The 18,942-nt window shown below is 43.8% G+C and carries 21 protein-coding genes and 4 pseudogenes; 12 read left to right on the top strand and 13 right to left on the bottom strand.

Annotated elements, in window-relative coordinates:
• Positions 1-21: 21 nt before the first annotated feature.
• Positions 22-264, top strand: coding sequence for a hypothetical protein (locus tag K6984_RS02330; protein ID WP_221893993.1), 243 nt, complete (start codon positions 22-24; stop codon positions 262-264).
• Between the two features lie 68 nt (positions 265-332).
• On the opposite strand, the gene K6984_RS02325 is transcribed toward K6984_RS02330, so the two are convergent.
• From K6984_RS02325 to K6984_RS02305, 5 genes and pseudogenes are all read right to left on the bottom strand, one after another.
• Entirely contained in the window at positions 333-1,424 is a 1,092-nt protein-coding gene (locus tag K6984_RS02325; protein ID WP_221893722.1) for a transposase, read from the bottom strand.
• 39 nt (positions 1,425-1,463) lie between these two features.
• On the bottom strand, positions 1,464-1,622 hold the full coding sequence (locus K6984_RS02320; RefSeq protein ID WP_221893723.1) for a hypothetical protein: 159 nt from the start codon (positions 1,620-1,622) through the stop codon (positions 1,464-1,466).
• A gap of 158 nt (positions 1,623-1,780) precedes the next feature.
• Positions 1,781-2,392, bottom strand: a complete 612-nt coding sequence (locus K6984_RS02315; protein WP_221893992.1) for a hypothetical protein — start codon at positions 2,390-2,392, stop codon at positions 1,781-1,783.
• Between the two features lie 68 nt (positions 2,393-2,460).
• Complete coding sequence (locus K6984_RS02310) at positions 2,461-2,871, bottom strand: MerR family transcriptional regulator (protein WP_420831629.1); 411 nt, start codon at positions 2,869-2,871, stop codon at positions 2,461-2,463.
• Between the two features lie 546 nt (positions 2,872-3,417).
• A pseudogene (locus tag K6984_RS02305) lies at positions 3,418-4,428 on the bottom strand (FAD-dependent oxidoreductase); the annotation flags it as partial.
• 39 nt (positions 4,429-4,467) lie between these two features.
• Here K6984_RS02305 and K6984_RS02300 point away from each other — a divergent pair.
• The 8 genes and pseudogenes from K6984_RS02300 to K6984_RS02270 all read left to right on the top strand — a co-directional run bounded on the left by K6984_RS02300 (position 4,468) and on the right by K6984_RS02270 (position 11,999).
• Positions 4,468-4,638, top strand: a complete 171-nt coding sequence (locus K6984_RS02300; protein WP_221893989.1) for a hypothetical protein — start codon at positions 4,468-4,470, stop codon at positions 4,636-4,638.
• Between the two features lie 46 nt (positions 4,639-4,684).
• Positions 4,685-4,924 carry a hypothetical protein gene (locus tag K6984_RS02295; RefSeq protein WP_221893988.1) on the top strand — a complete coding sequence of 80 codons (240 nt, stop codon included), beginning with the start codon at positions 4,685-4,687 and terminating at the stop codon, positions 4,922-4,924.
• A complete protein-coding gene (locus K6984_RS32265) occupies positions 4,873-5,001 on the top strand; it encodes a hypothetical protein (protein WP_263458596.1) in 129 nt (42 codons plus the stop codon). The genes K6984_RS02295 and K6984_RS32265 overlap by 52 nt, the downstream gene beginning before the upstream one ends.
• A 149-nt stretch (positions 5,002-5,150) precedes the next feature.
• A pseudogene (locus K6984_RS02290) lies at positions 5,151-5,687 on the top strand (transposase); the annotation flags it as partial.
• A gap of 226 nt (positions 5,688-5,913) precedes the next feature.
• Positions 5,914-6,369 (top strand): hypothetical protein, encoded by a 456-nt coding sequence (locus tag K6984_RS02285; protein WP_230987818.1) that lies wholly within the window; start codon positions 5,914-5,916, stop codon positions 6,367-6,369.
• Between the two features lie 84 nt (positions 6,370-6,453).
• On the top strand, positions 6,454-7,155 hold the full coding sequence (locus K6984_RS02280) for a DUF2760 domain-containing protein (RefSeq protein ID WP_221893987.1): 702 nt from the start codon (positions 6,454-6,456) through the stop codon (positions 7,153-7,155).
• The gene (locus K6984_RS02275; RefSeq protein ID WP_221893986.1) at positions 7,152-9,065 is read left to right on the top strand and encodes an Hsp70 family protein; all 1,914 of its coding nucleotides are present in this window, start codon (positions 7,152-7,154) and stop codon (positions 9,063-9,065) included. The genes K6984_RS02280 and K6984_RS02275 overlap by 4 nt, the downstream gene beginning before the upstream one ends.
• 192 nt (positions 9,066-9,257) lie before the next feature.
• The gene (locus tag K6984_RS02270; protein ID WP_221894134.1) at positions 9,258-11,999 is read left to right on the top strand and encodes an Hsp70 family protein; all 2,742 of its coding nucleotides are present in this window, start codon (positions 9,258-9,260) and stop codon (positions 11,997-11,999) included.
• 80 nt (positions 12,000-12,079) lie between these two features.
• Here the strand turns inward: K6984_RS02270 and K6984_RS02265 are convergent, their stop codons facing one another.
• Entirely contained in the window at positions 12,080-12,691 is a 612-nt protein-coding gene (locus K6984_RS02265) for an exosortase H-associated membrane protein (RefSeq protein ID WP_338024421.1), read from the bottom strand.
• Here K6984_RS02265 and K6984_RS32260 point away from each other — a divergent pair.
• The gene (locus K6984_RS32260) at positions 12,669-12,797 is read left to right on the top strand and encodes a hypothetical protein (RefSeq protein WP_263458596.1); all 129 of its coding nucleotides are present in this window, start codon (positions 12,669-12,671) and stop codon (positions 12,795-12,797) included. The two genes, K6984_RS02265 and K6984_RS32260, sit on opposite strands and share 23 nt — an antisense overlap.
• 177 nt (positions 12,798-12,974) lie before the next feature.
• Here the strand turns inward: K6984_RS32260 and xrtH are convergent.
• The 6 genes and pseudogenes from xrtH to K6984_RS02240 all read right to left on the bottom strand — a co-directional run.
• Positions 12,975-13,277 (bottom strand): annotated as a pseudogene (gene xrtH / locus K6984_RS02260) (exosortase H); the annotation flags it as partial.
• Complete coding sequence (locus K6984_RS02255; protein WP_263458636.1) at positions 13,276-13,884, bottom strand: cadherin-like domain-containing protein; 609 nt, start codon at positions 13,882-13,884, stop codon at positions 13,276-13,278. The gene K6984_RS02255 and the pseudogene xrtH, both read right to left, overlap by 2 nt.
• 308 nt (positions 13,885-14,192) lie before the next feature.
• The gene (locus tag K6984_RS30445; protein WP_147660483.1) at positions 14,193-14,408 is read right to left on the bottom strand and encodes a hypothetical protein; all 216 of its coding nucleotides are present in this window, start codon (positions 14,406-14,408) and stop codon (positions 14,193-14,195) included.
• A gap of 85 nt (positions 14,409-14,493) precedes the next feature.
• Positions 14,494-15,900, bottom strand: a pseudogene (locus K6984_RS35935) (tandem-95 repeat protein); the annotation flags it as partial.
• Between the two features lie 11 nt (positions 15,901-15,911).
• Positions 15,912-16,349, bottom strand: a complete 438-nt coding sequence (locus K6984_RS02245; protein ID WP_230987850.1) for an Ig-like domain-containing protein — start codon at positions 16,347-16,349, stop codon at positions 15,912-15,914.
• Between the two features lie 150 nt (positions 16,350-16,499).
• Complete coding sequence (locus K6984_RS02240) at positions 16,500-16,766, bottom strand: Ig-like domain-containing protein (RefSeq protein ID WP_221893981.1); 267 nt, start codon at positions 16,764-16,766, stop codon at positions 16,500-16,502.
• 66 nt (positions 16,767-16,832) lie between these two features.
• Here K6984_RS02240 and K6984_RS02235 point away from each other — a divergent pair, with 66 nt between their 5' ends.
• A complete protein-coding gene (locus K6984_RS02235) occupies positions 16,833-18,239 on the top strand; it encodes a transposase (protein WP_221893980.1) in 1,407 nt (468 codons plus the stop codon).
• Here the strand turns inward: K6984_RS02235 and K6984_RS02230 are convergent.
• Positions 18,216-18,686 (bottom strand): Ig-like domain-containing protein, encoded by a 471-nt coding sequence (locus K6984_RS02230; protein WP_221893979.1) that lies wholly within the window; start codon positions 18,684-18,686, stop codon positions 18,216-18,218. The two genes, K6984_RS02235 and K6984_RS02230, sit on opposite strands and share 24 nt — an antisense overlap.
• Positions 18,687-18,704: 18 nt before the next feature.
• Between K6984_RS02230 and K6984_RS32255 the strand changes: the two genes are divergently transcribed.
• Positions 18,705-18,839, top strand: a complete 135-nt coding sequence (locus tag K6984_RS32255) for a hypothetical protein (protein WP_263458625.1) — start codon at positions 18,705-18,707, stop codon at positions 18,837-18,839.
• Positions 18,840-18,942 lie beyond the last annotated feature (103 nt).

The following is an 18,942-nucleotide window of genomic DNA, read 5'->3' as shown; positions in this document are numbered from 1 at the left end:
AATGACTTGACGCCGTGTCGGATGGCCTTTTATTTTGTCTCCACCTTCGCTAACGCTCAGACTCCGACAAAACAACGGCCCTACGGCTATCGCGGACTAAAAATCTTCACTTCGCTTAGGCTCCGTTTCCCTGATTTTCAGCGATTGTCCAATATTGGGCAGGATTTTTGTTCGTATTTAAGACGTAGTAACAGGCGCATAGAATGCTACTTAACTGTTACTACAACGCAGAAGACAGACAAAAAGCCCAACAGTTTTGGATGATGTGTGTTTCCATCTCCCTTAGCTATAGTTTCTCAGATAAATAATTTCCAAATTTGGAGCGCTTAAACTTAGGCGGTAACAACGAAATCTTCCCGCAATTTTTGCATAACACAAATCACTTTACTGGCATCATGCATATAAGTGTTAAAAGTTTGCACAACTGAATCATGAAGATCTTCAAAAGTTTTAAAATACTTCATATGAGTCGAATCGCGTTTCGTATTTTTCCATAATTTCTCAATCGGATTAAAATCCGGCGAGAACGCAGGGAGACGTTCTACTGTCAAACGATCTACATTAGCTAACTTAAATTCCTTAATAACACCGCTTCCATGATACGGGGCACCATCTTCAATTAGAATAATCTTGCCTTTATAATAAGCCAGCAATTGTGTTAAAAACTCAACATAGCTTTCACCATTAAAACGCCCAGATGTTTCAGCGTGTTGTAATATCATTGGCTTATAACTCTCGATTAAGACGTTGTCGGCAATAGAATATATCGCTTCCATAAAAAGCTTCTGTGTTGGATATTTCTCATTTTTTAAGCTTTTAAGAATAGCTAAAAATTCTTGAGGCAGCCCAGCTTCTTTTAAAAGTCTAAGTGACTTTGGTTTTATCTCATAAGCCAATGATTCTCGGTATTGAAAACTCCCTCCTTCGAGTTCGATCGTACCAAACATTTTCAACCCTTTTCGAATCCCTGATGTTTTCACTGTGGGTTGCTCTCCTATTGGAGCCCAGGTTCGTGCCAATGAACCCCACATAGCAAATGACACCTCATCACCGAATAAAACGACACTCTTTTCTTCTACCGCCTTTTCCATAATGGCAGGCAATGTTTCTTCCAGCCACGTTTTTCTTTCAAGCTCGTACTTTTCTTCTTCTTGGCGATCAGTCACAAAACGAGCTTTTTGATAACTGAAGCCCAGTTTTTTCATTAGGCTTGATAAATAGTTCAAGTTATAACGAACTTCAAATTTTAACCAAATAAGCTCGGCAATCATCGCAGTATTCCATATTCCACAATGAAATCCATTGTCTTCTGGGCCTTTCTTTATCAACTCAACCAATTTATTTTTCTGGTCTTTAGTTAACTTTGACTTCCGACCACGTCCTTGATAGTGTTGCCCTATTAACCAACCGACACCTTTATGCATGAATGTTTTCAGCCAATTTATAATGGTTTTTTCACAGACTCACATTAGGCGTGCTATTTCTTTGATTCCCATGCATTCACTGAACCAGAGTAGAGCTTGAGTTAATCGATATAAACAAATATTACTTAGCTTGAGAGCTGTCGCCATATTTTTTTTTAGTCGGTCTACAATTGACTTTGAAAAAGTGAGGGATACCATTTTTGACTGTTTCCGTTAGTGTTGGGACGAAAATTATAAGCCAGTTTCCCCTCTGTCGTTTTTGTTTGTTCGGAAATTAATTTTCTGAAAGTCTATAGAAATTATTTACCTGAGAATCTATATTAACTTATGTTGGTAATTTCTGCGTAATGAATACTCTACATTCCACAATCTGTAAGAGGACCTGTATCAACAAAGCTGGCTTCGCGTTCAACAATATCAGCATATGGAATTAGCAAGCCGTCTGCTACAAAAGCATCTGCATTGGCTGGGGCTTGAGTGCCATTTTTAGTCACTTCCATAAATTTGGCAAAATTGGCTACCCAGATATGGGGAGCCAGCTGATTGGCTGTGACTTCAATATCAATCATACCCTTTGTATCGGATTGCACAATCAGTGTTTGAGTATGCCCGTTACAGGATGGATCAACAAGTGCTCCAGCCGAATCAGGCACCCCACGTTCAGGAACTGGTTCCATCCAGTGGTTGAGCAGCACATAGGTTTCATCGGGAAATAAGCCATCAGCGTGAATTTTTATTTTGTGTATTGAGCCCGTGGACTCAACCTCCGCATACCCTCTGGCATTAATCCCTTCTGGTGTACTAATATTGAATTCATTACTAAAGTTAGTTCGGCGATAGACAGTGGCTTCATCTGCTGCATGTGCGACCTGCAAAAGCGAAAATGCGCCTGAAATAATCATAAGAACCGGTATAAAAGTCACTTTATTCATTTGAATATCCAGTTTATAAAAAATTGATAAAATCAAAAGAAGTGCCGCTAGCAATATAAGAAAGACTATCAAATTAATGAATGTTGCTTAGGAACCAGAATTTATTAATACCCGAAACTATATATTCTGTAGGATGAGCTGACGATAGGAAGCGCATCTTTCGAGATTAATGTGAGTAAGCTTTGTTCAAAAACACTTACTTTACTTAGGGTATCTTCTATATACTGATTAAGTTCAGACATACTGGTATTGGTTTCTTCAATATTTCCGTTATCACTGGCTGACAATAAACAGCTTATTTTCGCTAAGGGTACGCCTGCATCTCGGGCCATTTTAATAAGCCCTAAACGTTCTATTGCTGATTCATTAAACAGTAGCAAGCCGCCGACCGTTCTATCACTAATCTGAATCAAGCCCTGATACACATAGGTTCGAATGCAATGTACGCTAATACCCGTTTTTTCAGCCATTTTTGAAAGCCTGAATAAATTATTTTCTTTAAGCCTCTGGTTCATTTCACTTTCCCTTTAAAATAGGCTAGCCAACGAGTTATTAACCCATCTTCGTCACTATTGATGATGTAGTTGTTATAAATCAATTGGTTGAAATTTTAAAAAGTAGCCAGTTGGCACTACAGATTTTGTGTTTTTGTATAAAACGTTGGATTTTTTAGAGTATTTTTGTCGCATGTAAATTACACTCAAATAATGATGATTTTTTTGACAAAAGTCAATGAATTTATCGACAAAAATAATATAAATGGCACTACAAAACTTTCAAAAAAAACACCATTGATTTTAAAGAGAATTTTTCGACAAAAAATCGCTTAAACCGATGAATCAATGGCTTAGAAAGATGAAAGTGACGAAGATGGGTTAAGAACAGTTCGGAGTACAAAAACAGGTTTTTGTACTCCTCTTGGAATTCAAGATTTATTAAGATTCGAAACTATATATTCTATAGGATGTGCTGAGGCACGAAGCGCACCATTGTGTGTGATGCGCTTCGTGCCTCAGCACATCCTACCCGTTTCGAATTTTATTTAATCCTTACTCTTCCGATTAGCCTGCACAACAGGAGAGTTCTTTCACATCTTTATTAAAGGTTTGAGCACACAGCCTTATGCCCTCTACCATGGTTAAATAAGGAAATAACTGCCCTGCAAGATCATCTATGGTCATTTGATTATGAATCGCTAACACGGCGGTCTGGATCATTTCCCCCGCTTCGGGTGCTAATATTTGCGCACCAATTAAACGACCACTGCCTTCTTCCATCACTAATTTAACAAAACCTCTGGTTTCAAAATTATCAAGCGCGCGTGGTACATTTTCTAAAGGCAATAATCGACTATCGTTTTTGATATGATTATGCTGCGCTTCTGCTTCAGTTAAGCCCACAGTCGCCATTTGTGGCTCGGTAAACATAACCGCTGGCATAGCGGATAAATTAATGGCGGCATCCCCTCCGGTCATATTAATAGCAGCGCGAGTTCCGGCTGCAGCAGCGACATAGACAAACTGCGGTTGATTGGTACAATCGCCTGCAGCATAAATATGTTCGACATTGGTACGCATATGGTCATCAACGGTAATCGTGCCACCTTTACCCATCTCTACCCCGGCTTTGTCTAATGCCAGGCTGCCAGTGTTGGGTGGGCGACCCGTAGCAATTAATAATTGATCCGCAGTAAGTGTTTGGCCTTGTGTGGTTTTAATGGTGAATTTTGCGCCTGAAAACATCCCTTTCTTATAGGTGATGGCTTCTGCCTGGGTATGAGCCAAAATAGTCATGCCTTCGGCTTCAAGAATTTTATGTAATTCTGCACCAATATCGGGATCTTCATTAAATAACAGGGAGTGACGCGCTAATAAGGTCACTTTGCTGCCTAGTCTCAAATAAGCCTGTGCTAATTCCAGTGCCACAATCGAAGAGCCAATTACGCACAATGTTTCTGGAATAAAGTCTGCTTCCAAAGCTTCGCAGGCGCGCCATGCTACCTCACGAAATTCCGGGACTCCTGTCGCCGTAATTCGTTCACCTACGCAGCGAATAGGAGATGCTCCAGCCGCCCTGCGTCCGCCACAGACTGAGCACAAAGCAGCTCAGTCATGGCTACCACAAATGGCTCTACGGCTATTCGGGATAAAATTTTAGCCTCCCTCGCGCGCTATCGCGCACTTCGGATTGGCAAATTTCCCTGCGCCTTCTGGAGACTATCAGCCCGTCCGGGGCTGACAGCGGACGCAGGGCGTTCAGGGCATCTCCCATCCGCTGCGTAGGTGAACGAATTATGGCGACAGGAGTCCCGGAATTTCGTGAGGTAGCATGGCGCGCCTGGGCCTATGGAAGCCTGTTTACAAAGCTATCGGAAGCCGGTTTAATATTCTCTCTAGGTTAAGGTGCAATAATGTACTGTACGATCGTCCAGAAAAAAGAAAACCCAAGCAGAGGGGGCGGAATAAAAAGTACGGGCAGCGTCTGGGGGCAGCCACAGACTCGGGGAGTCGCTATTTTTGCGAAAGCTTGTTTTGGGCATCCCAGCCCAAGCAAGCAGCAAAAACTTAACGCGACCACTTATGCCTCCGGCGGCCCCGATTCGTCCTCGTCACCTCGTCCCGACCCAACAAGGGGTCGGAACATAGGCTCCAAATGACTTGACGCCGTGTCGGATGGCCTTTTATTTTGTCTCCACCTTCGCTAACGCTCAGACTCCGACAAAATAACGGCCTTACGGCTATCGCGGACTAAAAATCATCACTTCGCTTAGGCTCCGTTTCCCTGATTTTCAGCGATGGCAAAAACAGTACAACAAAAGGCCCGATCGTATACCGTGAATCTCTATGGAAAACAGCGTGAAGTCAGGGCTTATAGTCGCGTTGTCATGCTGAAAACATTGAAACGACCCGTTCAGGTTGTCTGGGTGTTTCGTCGCACACAGTGGATTGCTTTGTTTACGACCGATCTAAGTTTATCCGTCACACAGATTATTGAGTATTATGGTGCGCGATGGAAAATCGAATCCGGGTTCAAAGAGCTCAAGCAAGACATAGGGAGTCAGAAAAGTCAGTGTCGAAATGCGCAGGCAGTGACCAACCATTTGAACTTCTGTATGATGGCAACAACGCTGACGTGGATTTACGCGGATCGTTTAAAAACCAATCCGGAACGTCGGCACAAAGTGAAGGGGCGAGCCAGTTTCGCCTTTTCAGATATCCGCCGCATCATTGACGAAGCGGCTTTGGATCCGGATTTTGAAAGGGTTTGCCCCAAATACAGCAGCTCCCCTGTAAATTCGGTGGTAGCCGTTTTATTGCGAATGGTTCCTTGATGAATTTCTAAGAAACTTCAGTTACTAAGTTCAATCAAAAAAACACCATAAGCGAATTAATATTTTTAAAAATCAGTGCTGCACTAGTGTTTTCTATACATAATTATGCTGTAGCAGAAATTTACAGCCTATTTTCCTAATTTATTTAATACACATAACCGCATTTGTCCATTGCCCTGCATTCGCGTAAAATTAGCGCTCACTACACATTACTTATAATCCTGATATGAAAAAAATTTTATTCCTTATTTTCAGTGGCTTATTTTTACAGGCCTGCTCTGATGATAAGACTAATAACACTACACCACCAGTAAACATCAGTGAACCACAACAAACCAGCGTATCGACACCCGAAGCCAGCGCTAAAACCTGGAATGGCACGAGCCTTTCAGATACAACTATAAAAAATGTTCAGGAAGCAAAATACGCTTACTCTCAGTGTGTCTACAAAGAAGCTCAGAAAAAGGGTTATACAAAAATTGACTCTCGTGTGGCAACCGATGCAGTCATCCAACAATGTGAGCCTGATTTAGCAAAAATCCGCACGACCTTTACTGACGATGGCGTACCTGAAGTTATTGCGGATCGATTTCTACGCAAGACTCGCGTACAAATGACACGCAAGATCCTGCAATCATTAATGTTTGCTGAAGCCGCGCGTAAAGCAGGCGCAATCCAGTAAGACAATAACTTCGAGCGCTTACAAACAGGACTGACTCGCTGCTTTCAGTAAATATTTAATAGAATTTTTTACCCTTAAAAACTTATGAACACCAGCTTATATAAAATAGACTTAAACGCCTTCCCGACTACTTTTGATGCGATACACGTTTATCTGCTAGCAACTGTTTTCGCACTAGCTCTAACTGTTATTATCCTTTTATTTGCCATGTTAATAGGCTTAATACGTCGTAGCAAACAAGTCACAGCAAATCAAACAGCAGAAAAGGAACAAACTATTTCTACGAAAATCCCCACGCTCGAACCGGAAGTCAAAGTGGTGGAGAAAATTGTGGAAGTAGAGAAAATCGTCGAAGTTGAAAAAATTGTTCAACTACCTGCCCCAGAGCCTATTGTTCTTAAAGAATCTACCCCTGATGCCGCTTTACAATTATTGAGCCTGTTACAAAAAGAAGCACGCTTTATTGATTTTATCAAAGAAGATGTCAATGCCTACAGTGATGCTGATATGGGCGCTGCAGCGCGCGTGGTACATTCTGGGTGTAATAAAGTGATAAAAGAACATTTCAGCCTGGCGACAGTACGCGCTGAACAGGAAGGTAGCAAAATCACATTAAACAAAGGTTTTAATGCATCGGAAGTACGCTTGACGGGTAATGTCGTGGGCCAGGCTCCATTTACCAGCACTTTAGTGCATAAAGGCTGGCAGGTCACGGATATCAAATTACCAAAACTAACAGCAGGCCATAATGCCAATATTATCGCTGCTGCGGAGGTCGAACTATGAGTGAATTCGACAATCATAATAAACACGAACAACACGAGCCTGAGCAGCACCAATCAGAACAGCAGCCTGACAATGGCAAACATTATTCCATTGGTATTGATCTAGGAACGACGCACTGCGTATTATCCTATGCTGATATTACTGACCCAGACGCGGATGAAATTTTTCAAGAAGTGTTACAAATCCCTCAGCTTACTGCACCTGGAGTTATTGAAGACAAAGCACAATTGCCATCTTTTTTATATCAGGCACATGAAGCTGAAATTAATGAAGGTGAAACCGCCCTGCCCTGGATAGAAAAACCTGATTATCTAGTCGGTGAAATTGCGCGTAATTTAGGCACAAAAACACCGATCCGCCTAGTTTCCAGCGCAAAAAGCTGGTTGTGCCATGCGGGAGTGGATTGTAAATCAGCCATTTTACCCAATGAAGCGCCAGAGGATGTAGCACGGGTTTCACCTTTTCAGGCTAGCTCCGCTTATTTAGAGCATCTTTGTGCCGCATGGAATAAGCAGCACCCGGATGCGCCGATACAAGATCAGGAAATTACCCTAACCGTTCCTGCTTCTTTTGATCCCGCCGCCCGGGAATTAACCTCTGAAGCGGCACAAAAAGCTGGCTTAAAAAATGCAATTTTACTGGAAGAGCCGCAAGCTGCATTATATAGCTGGATCGAGAAAAGTGATGGCGATTGGCGTAATCATGCCAAGGTCGGTGATATTATTTTAGTGATTGATGTCGGCGGTGGAACTACCGATTTATCATTGATTGCTGTCACCGAAGAAGATGGTACGCTAGGTCTAACTCGTATTGCTGTGGGTGACCACATGTTATTAGGGGGTGATAATATGGATCTGGCTTTGGCTTACACACTCAAATCCAAGCTGGAACAGGATGGTGGCAAACGTCTGGAAGGCTGGCAAATACAAGCCTTAACGCATGCCTGTCGTGCCGCTAAAGAAACCATCCTCAGTGATGATGAAGCGGATAATATACCTATCGTGGTGCCGAATCGAGGTTCTTCTTTAATAGGCGGTACGCTACGCACAGAGCTTAACCGCGAAGAAGTCAATACGGTATTATTGCAAGGCTTTCTACCCGAAGTCATGAGCAGTGAACAGCCGGTTACACGAGCTCGTTCTGGTTTGCTCACAGCCGGATTGCCGTATGCTCAGGATGCTGCCATCACGCGTCACCTGGCCAGTTTTTTAACACGTCAACTGAATGCGGTCGATGAATTAAATGATATTAGTCTGCCGGAAAATGCTACATTTATCCACCCTACTGCCGTGCTGTTTAATGGTGGTGTTTTAAAAGCAACACGCTTTGCGGATCGCTTAATGGGTGTGATCAATTCATGGTTAAGCAATGAACAGGCACCTGATGCGCGCTTATTAACCGGGCTAGATCTGGATCTGGCGGTAGCGCGTGGTGCCTCTTATTATGGCTACGTACGTAAAGGTAAAGGTGTACGTATTAAAGGCGGTACTGCTGCTGCTTATTATGTTGGCGTAGAAAGTGCAATGCCTGCTGTGCCTGGCATGCCTCCCGAGATTCAAGCCTTATGTATCGCCCCTTTTGGGATGGAAGAGGGTACTGAAGTTGAATTACCTCATGATGAGTTTGGCGTGATTGTAGGTGAACCTGTGCGCTTCCGCTTTTTTGGCTCTAAAACACGCAGGGAAGACATCGTTGGCACACGTCTGGATTATTGGTCTGATGATGAACTGGAAGAATTGGATGAAATAGAAATCACCTTACCTGAAGAAAACCGTAAAGCAGGTGAAGTGATTCCGGTACATCTTTCTGTCTCCGTCACTGAAATCGGTACATTAGCATTAGAGGCGATTTCCAATCAGGATGATAATCGCTGGAAAATTGAATTTGATGTCCGTTCAGGTGATGAGTAAGTAATTTCACTTCCATTATTCCCATGCAGAACATCATTGCCATCAAGTTAAGCATTTTGATATAGGATGTGTTGACGATAGGAAACGCATCAAGCGACCGAAAGATGCGCTTCGTACCTCAGCACATCCTATGTTTCTCGCCTTAACTTAATGGCAATGATGCAGAGTATGGGAACGAAAGCCCTAATTATCATGAACAATAAACCAGCACAATATCATATAGGCATAGATCTAGGTACGACCCATACTGTCGTTGCCTATGCAAAAACGCGGCAAAAAAATGCTGCGATAAAGATCTTTGCAATACAACAGCTGGTTGCTCCGGGCGAAGTCTCAGCACGCAATCTACTACCCTCGGTTCGCTACCATCCAACAGAAGGTGAATTGTCTGATGCAGATATGGCTTTCTCACCCTCTGGTGAAAAAGTGGTTATCGGTACTGCCGCTCGTGTTTTAAGTGCAAAAACGCAAGGCCGCTTTGTTAGCAGTGCTAAAAGCTGGTTATCCCACCCGTCTATCGACCATACCGCAGCAATTCTTCCCTGGGGTAGCCACGAAGACGTGCTCAAAGTTTCCCCGCTGGATGCCAGCGCCAGTTATTTAAAGCATGTACGCCAGGTCTGGAATTACGAGTTTCCTGAATCACTACTGGAAAATCAGCATATTGTTATCACTGTTCCTGCTTCTTTTGATGAAGCGGCACGCTCGTTAACACTAGAAGCAGCGCATATTGCAGGCCTAAATCAGGTGCGCTTACTGGAAGAGCCGCAAGCGGTTTGTTATGACTGGTTACGCCGCCATAGCGATAATCTTCATAATACTCTGGAAAATATTAAGCTGCTGCTGGTTTGTGATGTAGGCGGAGGTACGACTGATCTAACCCTAATTAAAATTGACCATAGTGCTGATGAGCCGCAACTTTCACGTATCGGAGTGGGTGATCATCTGATGCTTGGCGGTGATAATATCGATCTGTCGCTTGCGCATCTTGCAGAATCACGCCTAAGCACCAATAATAAAAAACTCTCGGCAACCGACTTATCTCACTTACTGGAACAATGCCGTATTGCCAAAGAGCGACTCCTGGCAGATGATGCACCCGAACAACTCAATGTCACTTTATTAGGGGGTGGGGCTAAATTAATCGGTGGTACTCGTTCGGTAAGCTTACGTAGAGGTGAAGTTCAGAAAATCGCGTTAGATGGTTTCTTTCCTTTATCAAAGCTGAACGAGCTACCCGATAAAAAACGCAGTGGTGTGGTCGAATTTGGCTTACCCTATGCTGCGGAACCTGCCATCAGTAAGCATATTGCCGCTTTTTTAAATACCCATCAACAAGCAGCTAAAGCTGCATTAGGCAAAGACACAATCGTACCGGATGGACTGCTATTAAATGGTGGTGTTTTTCGTAGTCAACCGATCACCCAACGCACTATTAACTTGCTTAGTTCCTGGCGCGATGCCCCGCCTACACTGCTGGAAAATCAGCACCCTGAGCTATCAGTCGCCTATGGTGCAGTTAGCTATGGTGTTGCACGGGAACATAAGGAAATTAAAATTGGTGGTGGTGCATCGCGCAGTTACTTCCTGTTAATAGGTTCCGGGCAAGAGCAGCAAGGCGTCTGTATCTTGCCGCGTGGCAGTGAGGAAGGTAATGAAATCATCTTAAAAGATCGCCAATTTTCTTTGCGCCTGGGACAACCTGTCAGCTTTCACCTGGTCTCATTAACCGGTGGCAAAACATATACCGCAGGCGAGCTAGTCACAATAAATGATGACTTTCATCCCCTGCCTCCATTAGCCGTTGCCTTTGATCAGGAAACTGACCATGCTAGCGCCGAAGTCACAGTGCAATTATCTGTGACCTTATCCGAAGTAGGTACATTGCAAATCCAGTGCGTCGCAATGCAAGATTCGCAGCAACGCTGGGACGTGCAATTTCAGATCAGAAAAAGCAAAGCTGCACTACTTGCTAAAGATTTACCTGCTGGCTTTAACCAGGCAGTCGAACTTATAGAAAGTATTTTCGGCTCAAAATCTAAAAATATTAATCCTAAATTGGTCAAAAGTTTACGCGCTGATTTAGAAAAATGTTTAGGTTTACGTAGCGATTGGTCCAGTCATTTACTGCGCGAATTATTTAATGTGTTACTGGAGGTGCGTAAGAATCATCGCCGCTCGCCCAACCATGAACGCGTCTGGCTCAGCTTGATCGGCTATTGTTTACGCCCGGGCTTTGGCTATCAACTGGATAACTGGCGTGTCGAACAACTCTGGAAAAGCTATGGCAATAAAATACAGTTTGTAAATGAAACCCAGAACTGGAGCGAATGGTGGACTTTATGGCGCAGAATTTCAGGCGGCCTGGACACCGAGGCACAAGAAATTATTTTTAACGACCTGGCTAAATACCTTAATCCTACCACTGCACGCCTGGGTAATACTGCCAAGCAAAGCAAGCAACGGGGCTATGATGATATGGTACGTCTGGCAGCAGTACTAGAGCGCTTACCCATAGCACAGAAAACACAGCTTGGTGAATGGCTGTTAAAACGGCTACAAAAAGCCAGCGAGCCAGCGCAAACCTGGTGGGCTGTCGGTCGTATTGGTGCGCGAGTACCGCTTCACGCCAGTACACATTTTGTTGTCCCGGCCGAGACAGCAGCAACCTGGTTACAGCAAATACTTAACACGAACTGGAAAAAAACACCGCAAGCAGGTTTTGCCGCCACTCTGATTACTCGCATGAGTGGTGATAGAGTCAGGGACATAGGTGACGAACTACGCGCTCAAGTGATTGCCAAATTAAAGCTAAGCAAAGCGCCTAGCTCATGGATAGCAATGCTTGAGTCTGTGAAAGAGTTAGATGCTAGTGAAGAAAAGCAGATATTTGGTGAAGCGCTACCGCCTGGCCTAACGCTGATTAACAAATAGGCTCTTGTGCTGCAATAACTGTAGAGTGGACTTCAGTCCGCTACCACACAATTATTAACAATAGCGGCCTAAAGTCCGCCCTACCGTTTACCCATTGCAGGTACAAAACCGGCTATAAAATCTTTATAAAACCATACCCAGATGATAACGGGAGTCACAGCCGGAAGTATCAATGCACCCAACTGATAACCCAGCGCAATAATATCCAGTTGCCAGCCAGGCAGTTTTATATTACCCAGCAATTCGGCTGGCGTTTGCAAAAACAGCACTTTCAGGGATTCAAAACAGATGCCCCAGATCTGAATAAGCAGAAACACTAAAATACTGATAATTATATTCCGCAACGTCCTGGTAAAAGCCAGAATCAGCGCTAATGCAAGCGGCAAGCCATAACTGTATATCAAAGGATTCACCGGAATCGGTAATTCAGCAACCATCCCTTTTGGCACATTCTGGCTAGCAACAGTCACCTCTGCTATCACCTCAATCCGGTAGCCGATTTGCTCAATACCGGCAATTAGCACTGGAAACAAAAGCTGTAATAATGGCTCCGACCAATACACAACAACAGACGTTGCCAGTTCAGCCAAAGCATACCTGCCCCAGTAACATAGTGGTAAAAATAGAAATACCTTGATAACAAATGCAACTATCGGGGAGTCGCTATTTTTGCGAAAGCTTGTTTTGGGCATCCCAGCCCAAGCAAGCAGCAAAAACTTAACGCGACCACTTATGCCTCCGGCGGCCCCGATTCGTCCTCGTCACCTCGTCCCGACCCAACAAGGGGTCGGAACATAGGCTCCAAATGACTTGACGCCGTGTCGGATGGCCTTTTATTTTGTCTCCACCTTCGCTAACGCTCAGACTCCGACAAAATAACGGCCCTACGGCTATCGCGGACTAAAAATCATCACTTCGCTTAGGCTCCGTTTCCCTGATTTTCAGCGAGGGACTAACTTGCATGGGCATCAACACTTACCTCTTGGTCTGCAGGTAAGAGCCTGAGCAGAGTAAAAAGATAATTAATACATCCAGCATAATCAGTGCCTGCCAGATATATAAATGCGCCCATTCAAAAATATCCTGATTCCATTGACCCAGATAAAACAAGGAAATAATACGCACAATATTCAGCAATTCCACCGCAAAAAATCCTGTGATTATCCCCCATAACTTAAATTTCCAGGGCGATGGAAATGCAAGCATGGCCGCGATTAGCACTAATACCGCTTCAACACCATTATAGCCAGACTGTATCGATACCGAAAATCCGCTATCAATTTGCTGTAAAATGATCCCCTTGGAAATTTTGTATCACTGTTTTCGCACTTTTTTTACTTCCATCCGATACCACAAAGGTAAAACTTACCTGATTAGCGAGCGCTGCTCTTCTAATTGGCGCTGGCTTTGGCGTGTAGGTAAAGCTACCATCATGGTTCATGTGTAGTGAACCTTCTGCTGGCGGGGTAATTAAACGTGCTGTCAGTTGGTCACCATCCGGATCGGATACGCCTGTCAATATACCCGGTGCTCTAACCTGTAGTGGCACATTCCGTGGCGTGGAGTAGTTGCCTGCTTTTGCTATTGGAGCATGATTTACTGCATTGACCGTAATTTTCACAATTGCCGTATTACTGTCAGCAATGCCGTCATTGGCCTTGTAGGTAAAACTATTCACACCTGAAAATCCGCTGTTCGGCTGATAGCTAAAGCTGCCACCGGCTAATACATGCACTATGCCATTTGCTGGCTGAGTGACGATAATGGGCTGCAGTATATTGGCATCTGGATCAGAATCGTTAGCTAACAGGCCATTAGCGACATTAACCTGTAATACTGAAGTTTCCCAATTATTGAGTAGCTGAAATACACAATGCTGGTGTATCGAGGTTTATTTTAGGTGGTTTTGCCATGTTTATAGCAAACCCCTACTTAATTCCCCTTAGGCAATAGCATTTGAAACGAATGAAAAGACTATTTTTTTCATATGGTTGTAGCATAGTTTCAATTTTACCATAAATAATTATTGGGAAACTTCAGTTTTGTTAATGATGGCATCTTTTCTTTCTTTTGGGTATTGAGTTGTCATGGTTTTATTTTTCCGCCCCTTGTTTGAGTTATTATTTTTCAAATAAGGCGAAAACTATCCTGACACGGGGGGGTAGTTCCAGCCCATCGAACTGATAGTTTTGTTCAAACGCTGAAAATCATGGAAACGGAGCTTAGCGAAGTGGTGATTTTTAGTCCCTGATAGGCGACAGGGCAATTCGCTGATTCGACGTGTGCTAGCAGCACGCGAGAGGAGCAAGAATTGCATTCCGAATAGCCGTCCAGCCAGTGAGGTAGTAATGACGAAGCGGCTTTTGTACGTAGTCGTTGCGGACGCAGGGCGTTCAGGGCATCTCCCATCCGCTGCGTAGGTGAACAAATTATGGCGACAGGAGTCCCGGAATTTCGTGAGGTAGCATGGCGCGCCTGTTAAGTGACTGTCACTAGCCATATAGGAATAGCTATCAACGCCCTGAAAACCGGGGGCCGGTTGATAGGTGAAGCCGCCGTCTAAGTCCTGATGCAATGCGCCATTAGCTGGAAAAGTCTGAATCAAAACAAACAGCTTATCGCCATCTATATCCAGGTCATTTGCCAATAAGCCCGGAGCTGGAATAGTTAAAATGCCATCTTGGACCACACTGTAGGCATCACCTGCAGCTAAAGGTTCATGATTGGTGTGGATTACGGTCAGACTCACAGTTACCGGGGCGCTGTCGATACTGCCGTCATTGACTATATAGGTAAAGCTATCGGGGCCGCTATAACCGGGATCAGGTTTATAGGTAAATGAACCATCCAGCATCATTTGCAGGGTACCATGGCTGACGCTAGTTGGGATATTGCTTACCAGTAGTGTATCGCCATCAATATCCAGGTCATTGGCTAACAGTCCATTGGCGGTTGTTACTGTTAAAAGGCCACCCTGAGTTATGGTATAGGCATCAGCATTCGGTAGTACAGGATGGTTAACATGGGTTACTGTAATGGTGACTGTTGCCACGACACTATTAACTTTTCCATCATTCGCTTTGTAGGTAAAACTGTCTGTACCAAAAAAACCGAAGTTGGGTTTATAAGTAAAGCTGCCATCAAGACTCATCTGTAAAGCACCATTAGCCACTGATGAAACTATACTATTCACGCGCAAGATATTACCATCAACATCATGGTCATTGGCCAGCAGTCCTTTGGCTACAGTTACTTTCAAGAAACCATCTTCACCCACAGAATATAAATCATCAGTTGCCACAGGCGCATCATCCACTGGATGTACGTTGATGGTAATTGTTACCTCATTACTCAGTAAATGTCCGTCCCAGGCTTTATAAGTAAAACTATCCGTACCATTAAAGTTGGTGTTTGGGGTGTAAATAGAGCTACCATCCCAAGGAACCCATTTCACTTTTCCGTGCGCAGGAGCGCTGGTTTGTAATCCAGCAAAGGTGTCTCCATCAGGGTCGATGTCATTGTTTAACACACCCTGAGCTGAAGTCACCTTAATGGGCGTATCTTCAGGCGTGTTATAGACATCAGCCTGAGCTACAGGGGCATCATTAACTGCATGAACGTCAATGCTGACTGTCGTTTCATTACTCCCTAACGTGCCATCTGAAATCTTATAGATGAAACTATCCAGGCCATTAAAATTAGGATTAGGCGTATAGCTAAAACTACCATCGAGATTAAAATTCACGATTCCGTTTGCCGGATTAGTAAATTTAAAAGCCCGTAGCTTATCTCCGTCTATATCACTATCATTAGCCAATACACCTTGCTGCGCAATAATCTGCAATACTGTATCTTCAGGGATCACATAGTGATCATTGACTCCAACAGGTGCATCATTCACCGCATCAATGTTTAACGTACTGTTACCGTGTTACTATCAAGTTGAGCATCGTTTGCTTTATAGCTAAAACTATCCAGACCGTTGTAATTAGTTGCGGGGGTATAGTCAAAGCTGCCATCCTTATTGATCTGTAGCGTGCCGTTGCTAACATTACTGACTAAGCTAACTGTCAGTTGATTATGTTCTGGATCGGAGTCGTTATGAAGTAATCCATGGGCTGCATCAATACTTATGCCAGTATCTTCATGGACACTATAGGCATCCGCCAAAGCGACAGGTGGGGCATTTACCAGGGTGACCGTAATCGTGACAGTCACATCACCCGAACCCAGTTTTCCGTCAGACACTTTATAGATAAAATTGTCATCACCCGTAAAATTAGTAGCCGGAGTATAAACAACTGAAGTTTCCCAATTATTGAGTAGCTGAAATACACAATGCTGGTGTATCGAGGTTTATTTTAGGTAGTTTTGCCATGTTTATAGCAAACCCCTACTTAATTCCCCTTAGGCAATAGCATTTGAAACGAATGAAAAGACTATTTTTTCATATAGCTGTAGCATATTTTCAATTTTACCATAAATAATTATTGGGAAACTTCAGTAAACAAAACTTCCATCTAAATTAAAAACCACTGGTCCATGAGCTGGGTCACTAAATTTAACTGCAGACATCTGATCCCCATCAGGCTCAATATCATTCACCAGTACACCATGTGCACTATCAATATTTAACACTGTATCTTCGGCAGTCGTATAGTGATCAGCGCTTGGTATAGGCGCATCATTAACCGCATTAACCGTAATATCAACCGTTACTGCATTGCTATCGGTATGTCCGTCGTTGGCTTTATACTCGATGTTCAAGTTTTTGATATTGAGAAGGTAAAATCAGGTATTCTGAGGTTGTTGTAATTTTATCGGTGTAAGCCCATGTTAATGAATGCCCCAGCCACCTTTATCCAAAGCTATATTGACGATTTAAATGATGCGCTCAATCAGCTAAAACCCGGAGCCGCTTTGACACGGATTCAAGCCGCTTGGTTGGGCACTTGTTTAACGGGCATACTGCTAATGAACTCTGTTTGCTGGGCTAAGTTTGAGCGAGCAAGCCTTGGAGATTGCAAAGTAGCCGCATTATCCTGGGTGTTTCGTAAAGCAAGTATACCCTGGGACTGGTTGCTACGGGTGAGTGTGGTCTTAATTTTAAAACGTTATGGCATTACTGAAGGTGTGTTGGCCTTTGATGAATCAGACCGAGCACGATCTAAGTCTACAAAACGTATTTATAAAGGTTACAAGCAGAAACACAAAGGCTCCGGCGGGTATGTTAATGGACAAACGATAGTATTATTGCTGCTAGTTACCTCATCCATTACAGTGCCTGTCGGTTTTTTCTTTTATATGCCGGGTCCAGCCTTAAAGCAGTGGGATAAAGAAGATAAACGGTTGAAAAAGAGCGGTATAGCAAAAAAAGATCGGCCTATTAAGCCTGAACGTGACAGTGCCTACCCGACCAAAACAGAGATTGCATTAGGCTTATTAAAAGAGTTTAAAGTTGCGCATAGCCTGATTAAAATTAAAGGCGTACTGGCTGATGCGCTGTATGGTGAAAAAGCCTTTATGGACGAAGCCGCTAAAGAATCTGGAGGCTCGCAGGTGATTAGCCAATTACGTAAAAACCAAAATATTGAATATAGAGGTAGAATAAGGTCAGTCGAGAGCTACTTTAATTCGATTAACAAAGGCATTGATCAGATAATACGTGTACGTGGCGGCAAAGAGATTAAAGTGACTGTCAGCAGTGCACGATTGAAGGTGAGTTCTCACAGTAAAAAACGCTTTGTCATTGCCTTAAAATATGACGGTGAAAACGACTATCGCTATTTAGTGGCGACAGACCTGACTTGGCGCACACAAGATATTATTCAAGCCTATACGTTGAGATGGCTGATTGAGGTTTTCTTTGAGGACTGGAAGCTTTATGAAGGATGGGGGCGTGAGGCCAAACAATTAGATGAAGAGGGATCAAGCCGTGGCCTGATTCTGAGTCTTTTGTTTGACCATTGCCTTCTCCTTCACCCAGAGCAAATAGCCCGCATTGAAAGCAAACTACCTGAGTATACCGTAGGAAGCTTACAGCGCAAGTCTCAAATGGATGTACTGCTTGAGTTCATCACGTCATTGCTAGAGTTTCCAGATCCTGGTGATAAGCTGAAAGAGTTAGGTGAATTAATAAAGGATGTGTTTCAACTGATGCCATCAGGAAAACATATGACTGGCAGAGATTTAGGGCGCTTAGGGCCAACACCATCATTAAAGTATTGTTCTGCTGGGTGAAGGTAAGAGTTTGATGGCAATGGGATGGAAAAACTTGAACATCGAGTTATAGGTAAAACTATCCAGACCGTTGTAATTAGCATTTGGCGTATAAACCAGGCTACCATCTGCATTTAATGTCAGCGAGCCATGGCCAGGATCAGTGACCTTGATGGCGTGCAAGGTGTCATGTACATCAGGGTCGGTATCGTTGTGTAAAACACCTTTGGCTGAGGTAACTTTGAGCCGCGTATCTTCAGGTGTTTTGTAGCCGTCATCCTGCGCAATTGGTGGATGATTGATGTGATTTACCGTGATGGTGACTGTCACGATGTTGCTGTCAAAAGTACCATCATTGGCATGATAGCTAAAGGTATCTGTCCCATCAAGTAATCGAGTTGGGGTATAGGTAAAACTGCCATCGGGATCCAGGGCAAGCACACCATTGCTGACATCAGTATCTAGCACTTTGGGGAGTCGCTATTTTTGCGAAAGCTTGTTTTGGGCATCCCAGCCCAAGCAAGCAGCAAAAACTTAACGCGACCACTTATGCCTCCGGCGGCCCCGATTCGTCCTCGTCCTCGTCACCTCGTCCCGACCCAACAAGGGGTCGGAACATAGGCTCCAAATGACTTGACGCCGTGTCGGATGGCCTTTTATTTTGTCTCCACCTTCGCTAACGCTCAGACTCCGACAAAATAACGGCCCTACGGCTATCGCGGAC

Source organism: Bathymodiolus japonicus methanotrophic gill symbiont, from assembly GCF_019721995.1.
Taxonomy (GTDB): domain Bacteria; phylum Pseudomonadota; class Gammaproteobacteria; order Methylococcales; family Methylomonadaceae; genus Methyloprofundus.
This window is presented reverse-complemented; position numbering and strand designations above follow the sequence as displayed.

Excerpts from the sequence above, each read along its gene's own strand:
- K6984_RS02285 (WP_230987818.1), top strand. The coding sequence starts at position 5,914 with ATGAAAAAAATTTTATTCCTTATTTTCAGTGGCTTATTTTTACAGGCC.
- K6984_RS02320 (WP_221893723.1), bottom strand. The coding sequence starts at position 1,622 with ATGGTATCCCTCACTTTTTCAAAGTCAATTGTAGACCGACTAAAAAAA.
- K6984_RS02235 (WP_221893980.1), top strand. The coding sequence starts at position 16,833 with ATGTTAATGAATGCCCCAGCCACCTTTATCCAAAGCTATATTGACGAT.
- K6984_RS02270 (WP_221894134.1), top strand. The coding sequence starts at position 9,258 with ATGAACAATAAACCAGCACAATATCATATAGGCATAGATCTAGGTACG.
- K6984_RS02330 (WP_221893993.1), top strand. The coding sequence starts at position 22 with ATGGCCTTTTATTTTGTCTCCACCTTCGCTAACGCTCAGACTCCGACA.
- K6984_RS02325 (WP_221893722.1), bottom strand. The coding sequence starts at position 1,424 with ATGCATAAAGGTGTCGGTTGGTTAATAGGGCAACACTATCAAGGACGT.
- K6984_RS02275 (WP_221893986.1), top strand. The coding sequence starts at position 7,152 with ATGAGTGAATTCGACAATCATAATAAACACGAACAACACGAGCCTGAG.
- K6984_RS02295 (WP_221893988.1), top strand. The coding sequence starts at position 4,685 with ATGGCGCGCCTGGGCCTATGGAAGCCTGTTTACAAAGCTATCGGAAGC.
- K6984_RS02310 (WP_420831629.1), bottom strand. The coding sequence starts at position 2,871 with ATGAACCAGAGGCTTAAAGAAAATAATTTATTCAGGCTTTCAAAAATG.
- K6984_RS02300 (WP_221893989.1), top strand. The coding sequence starts at position 4,468 with ATGGCTACCACAAATGGCTCTACGGCTATTCGGGATAAAATTTTAGCC.
- K6984_RS02280 (WP_221893987.1), top strand. The coding sequence starts at position 6,454 with ATGAACACCAGCTTATATAAAATAGACTTAAACGCCTTCCCGACTACT.
- K6984_RS30445 (WP_147660483.1), bottom strand. The coding sequence starts at position 14,408 with ATGGGAGATGCCCTGAACGCCCTGCGTCCGCAACGACTACGTACAAAA.
- K6984_RS02265 (WP_338024421.1), bottom strand. The coding sequence starts at position 12,691 with ATGCCCAAAACAAGCTTTCGCAAAAATAGCGACTCCCCGATAGTTGCA.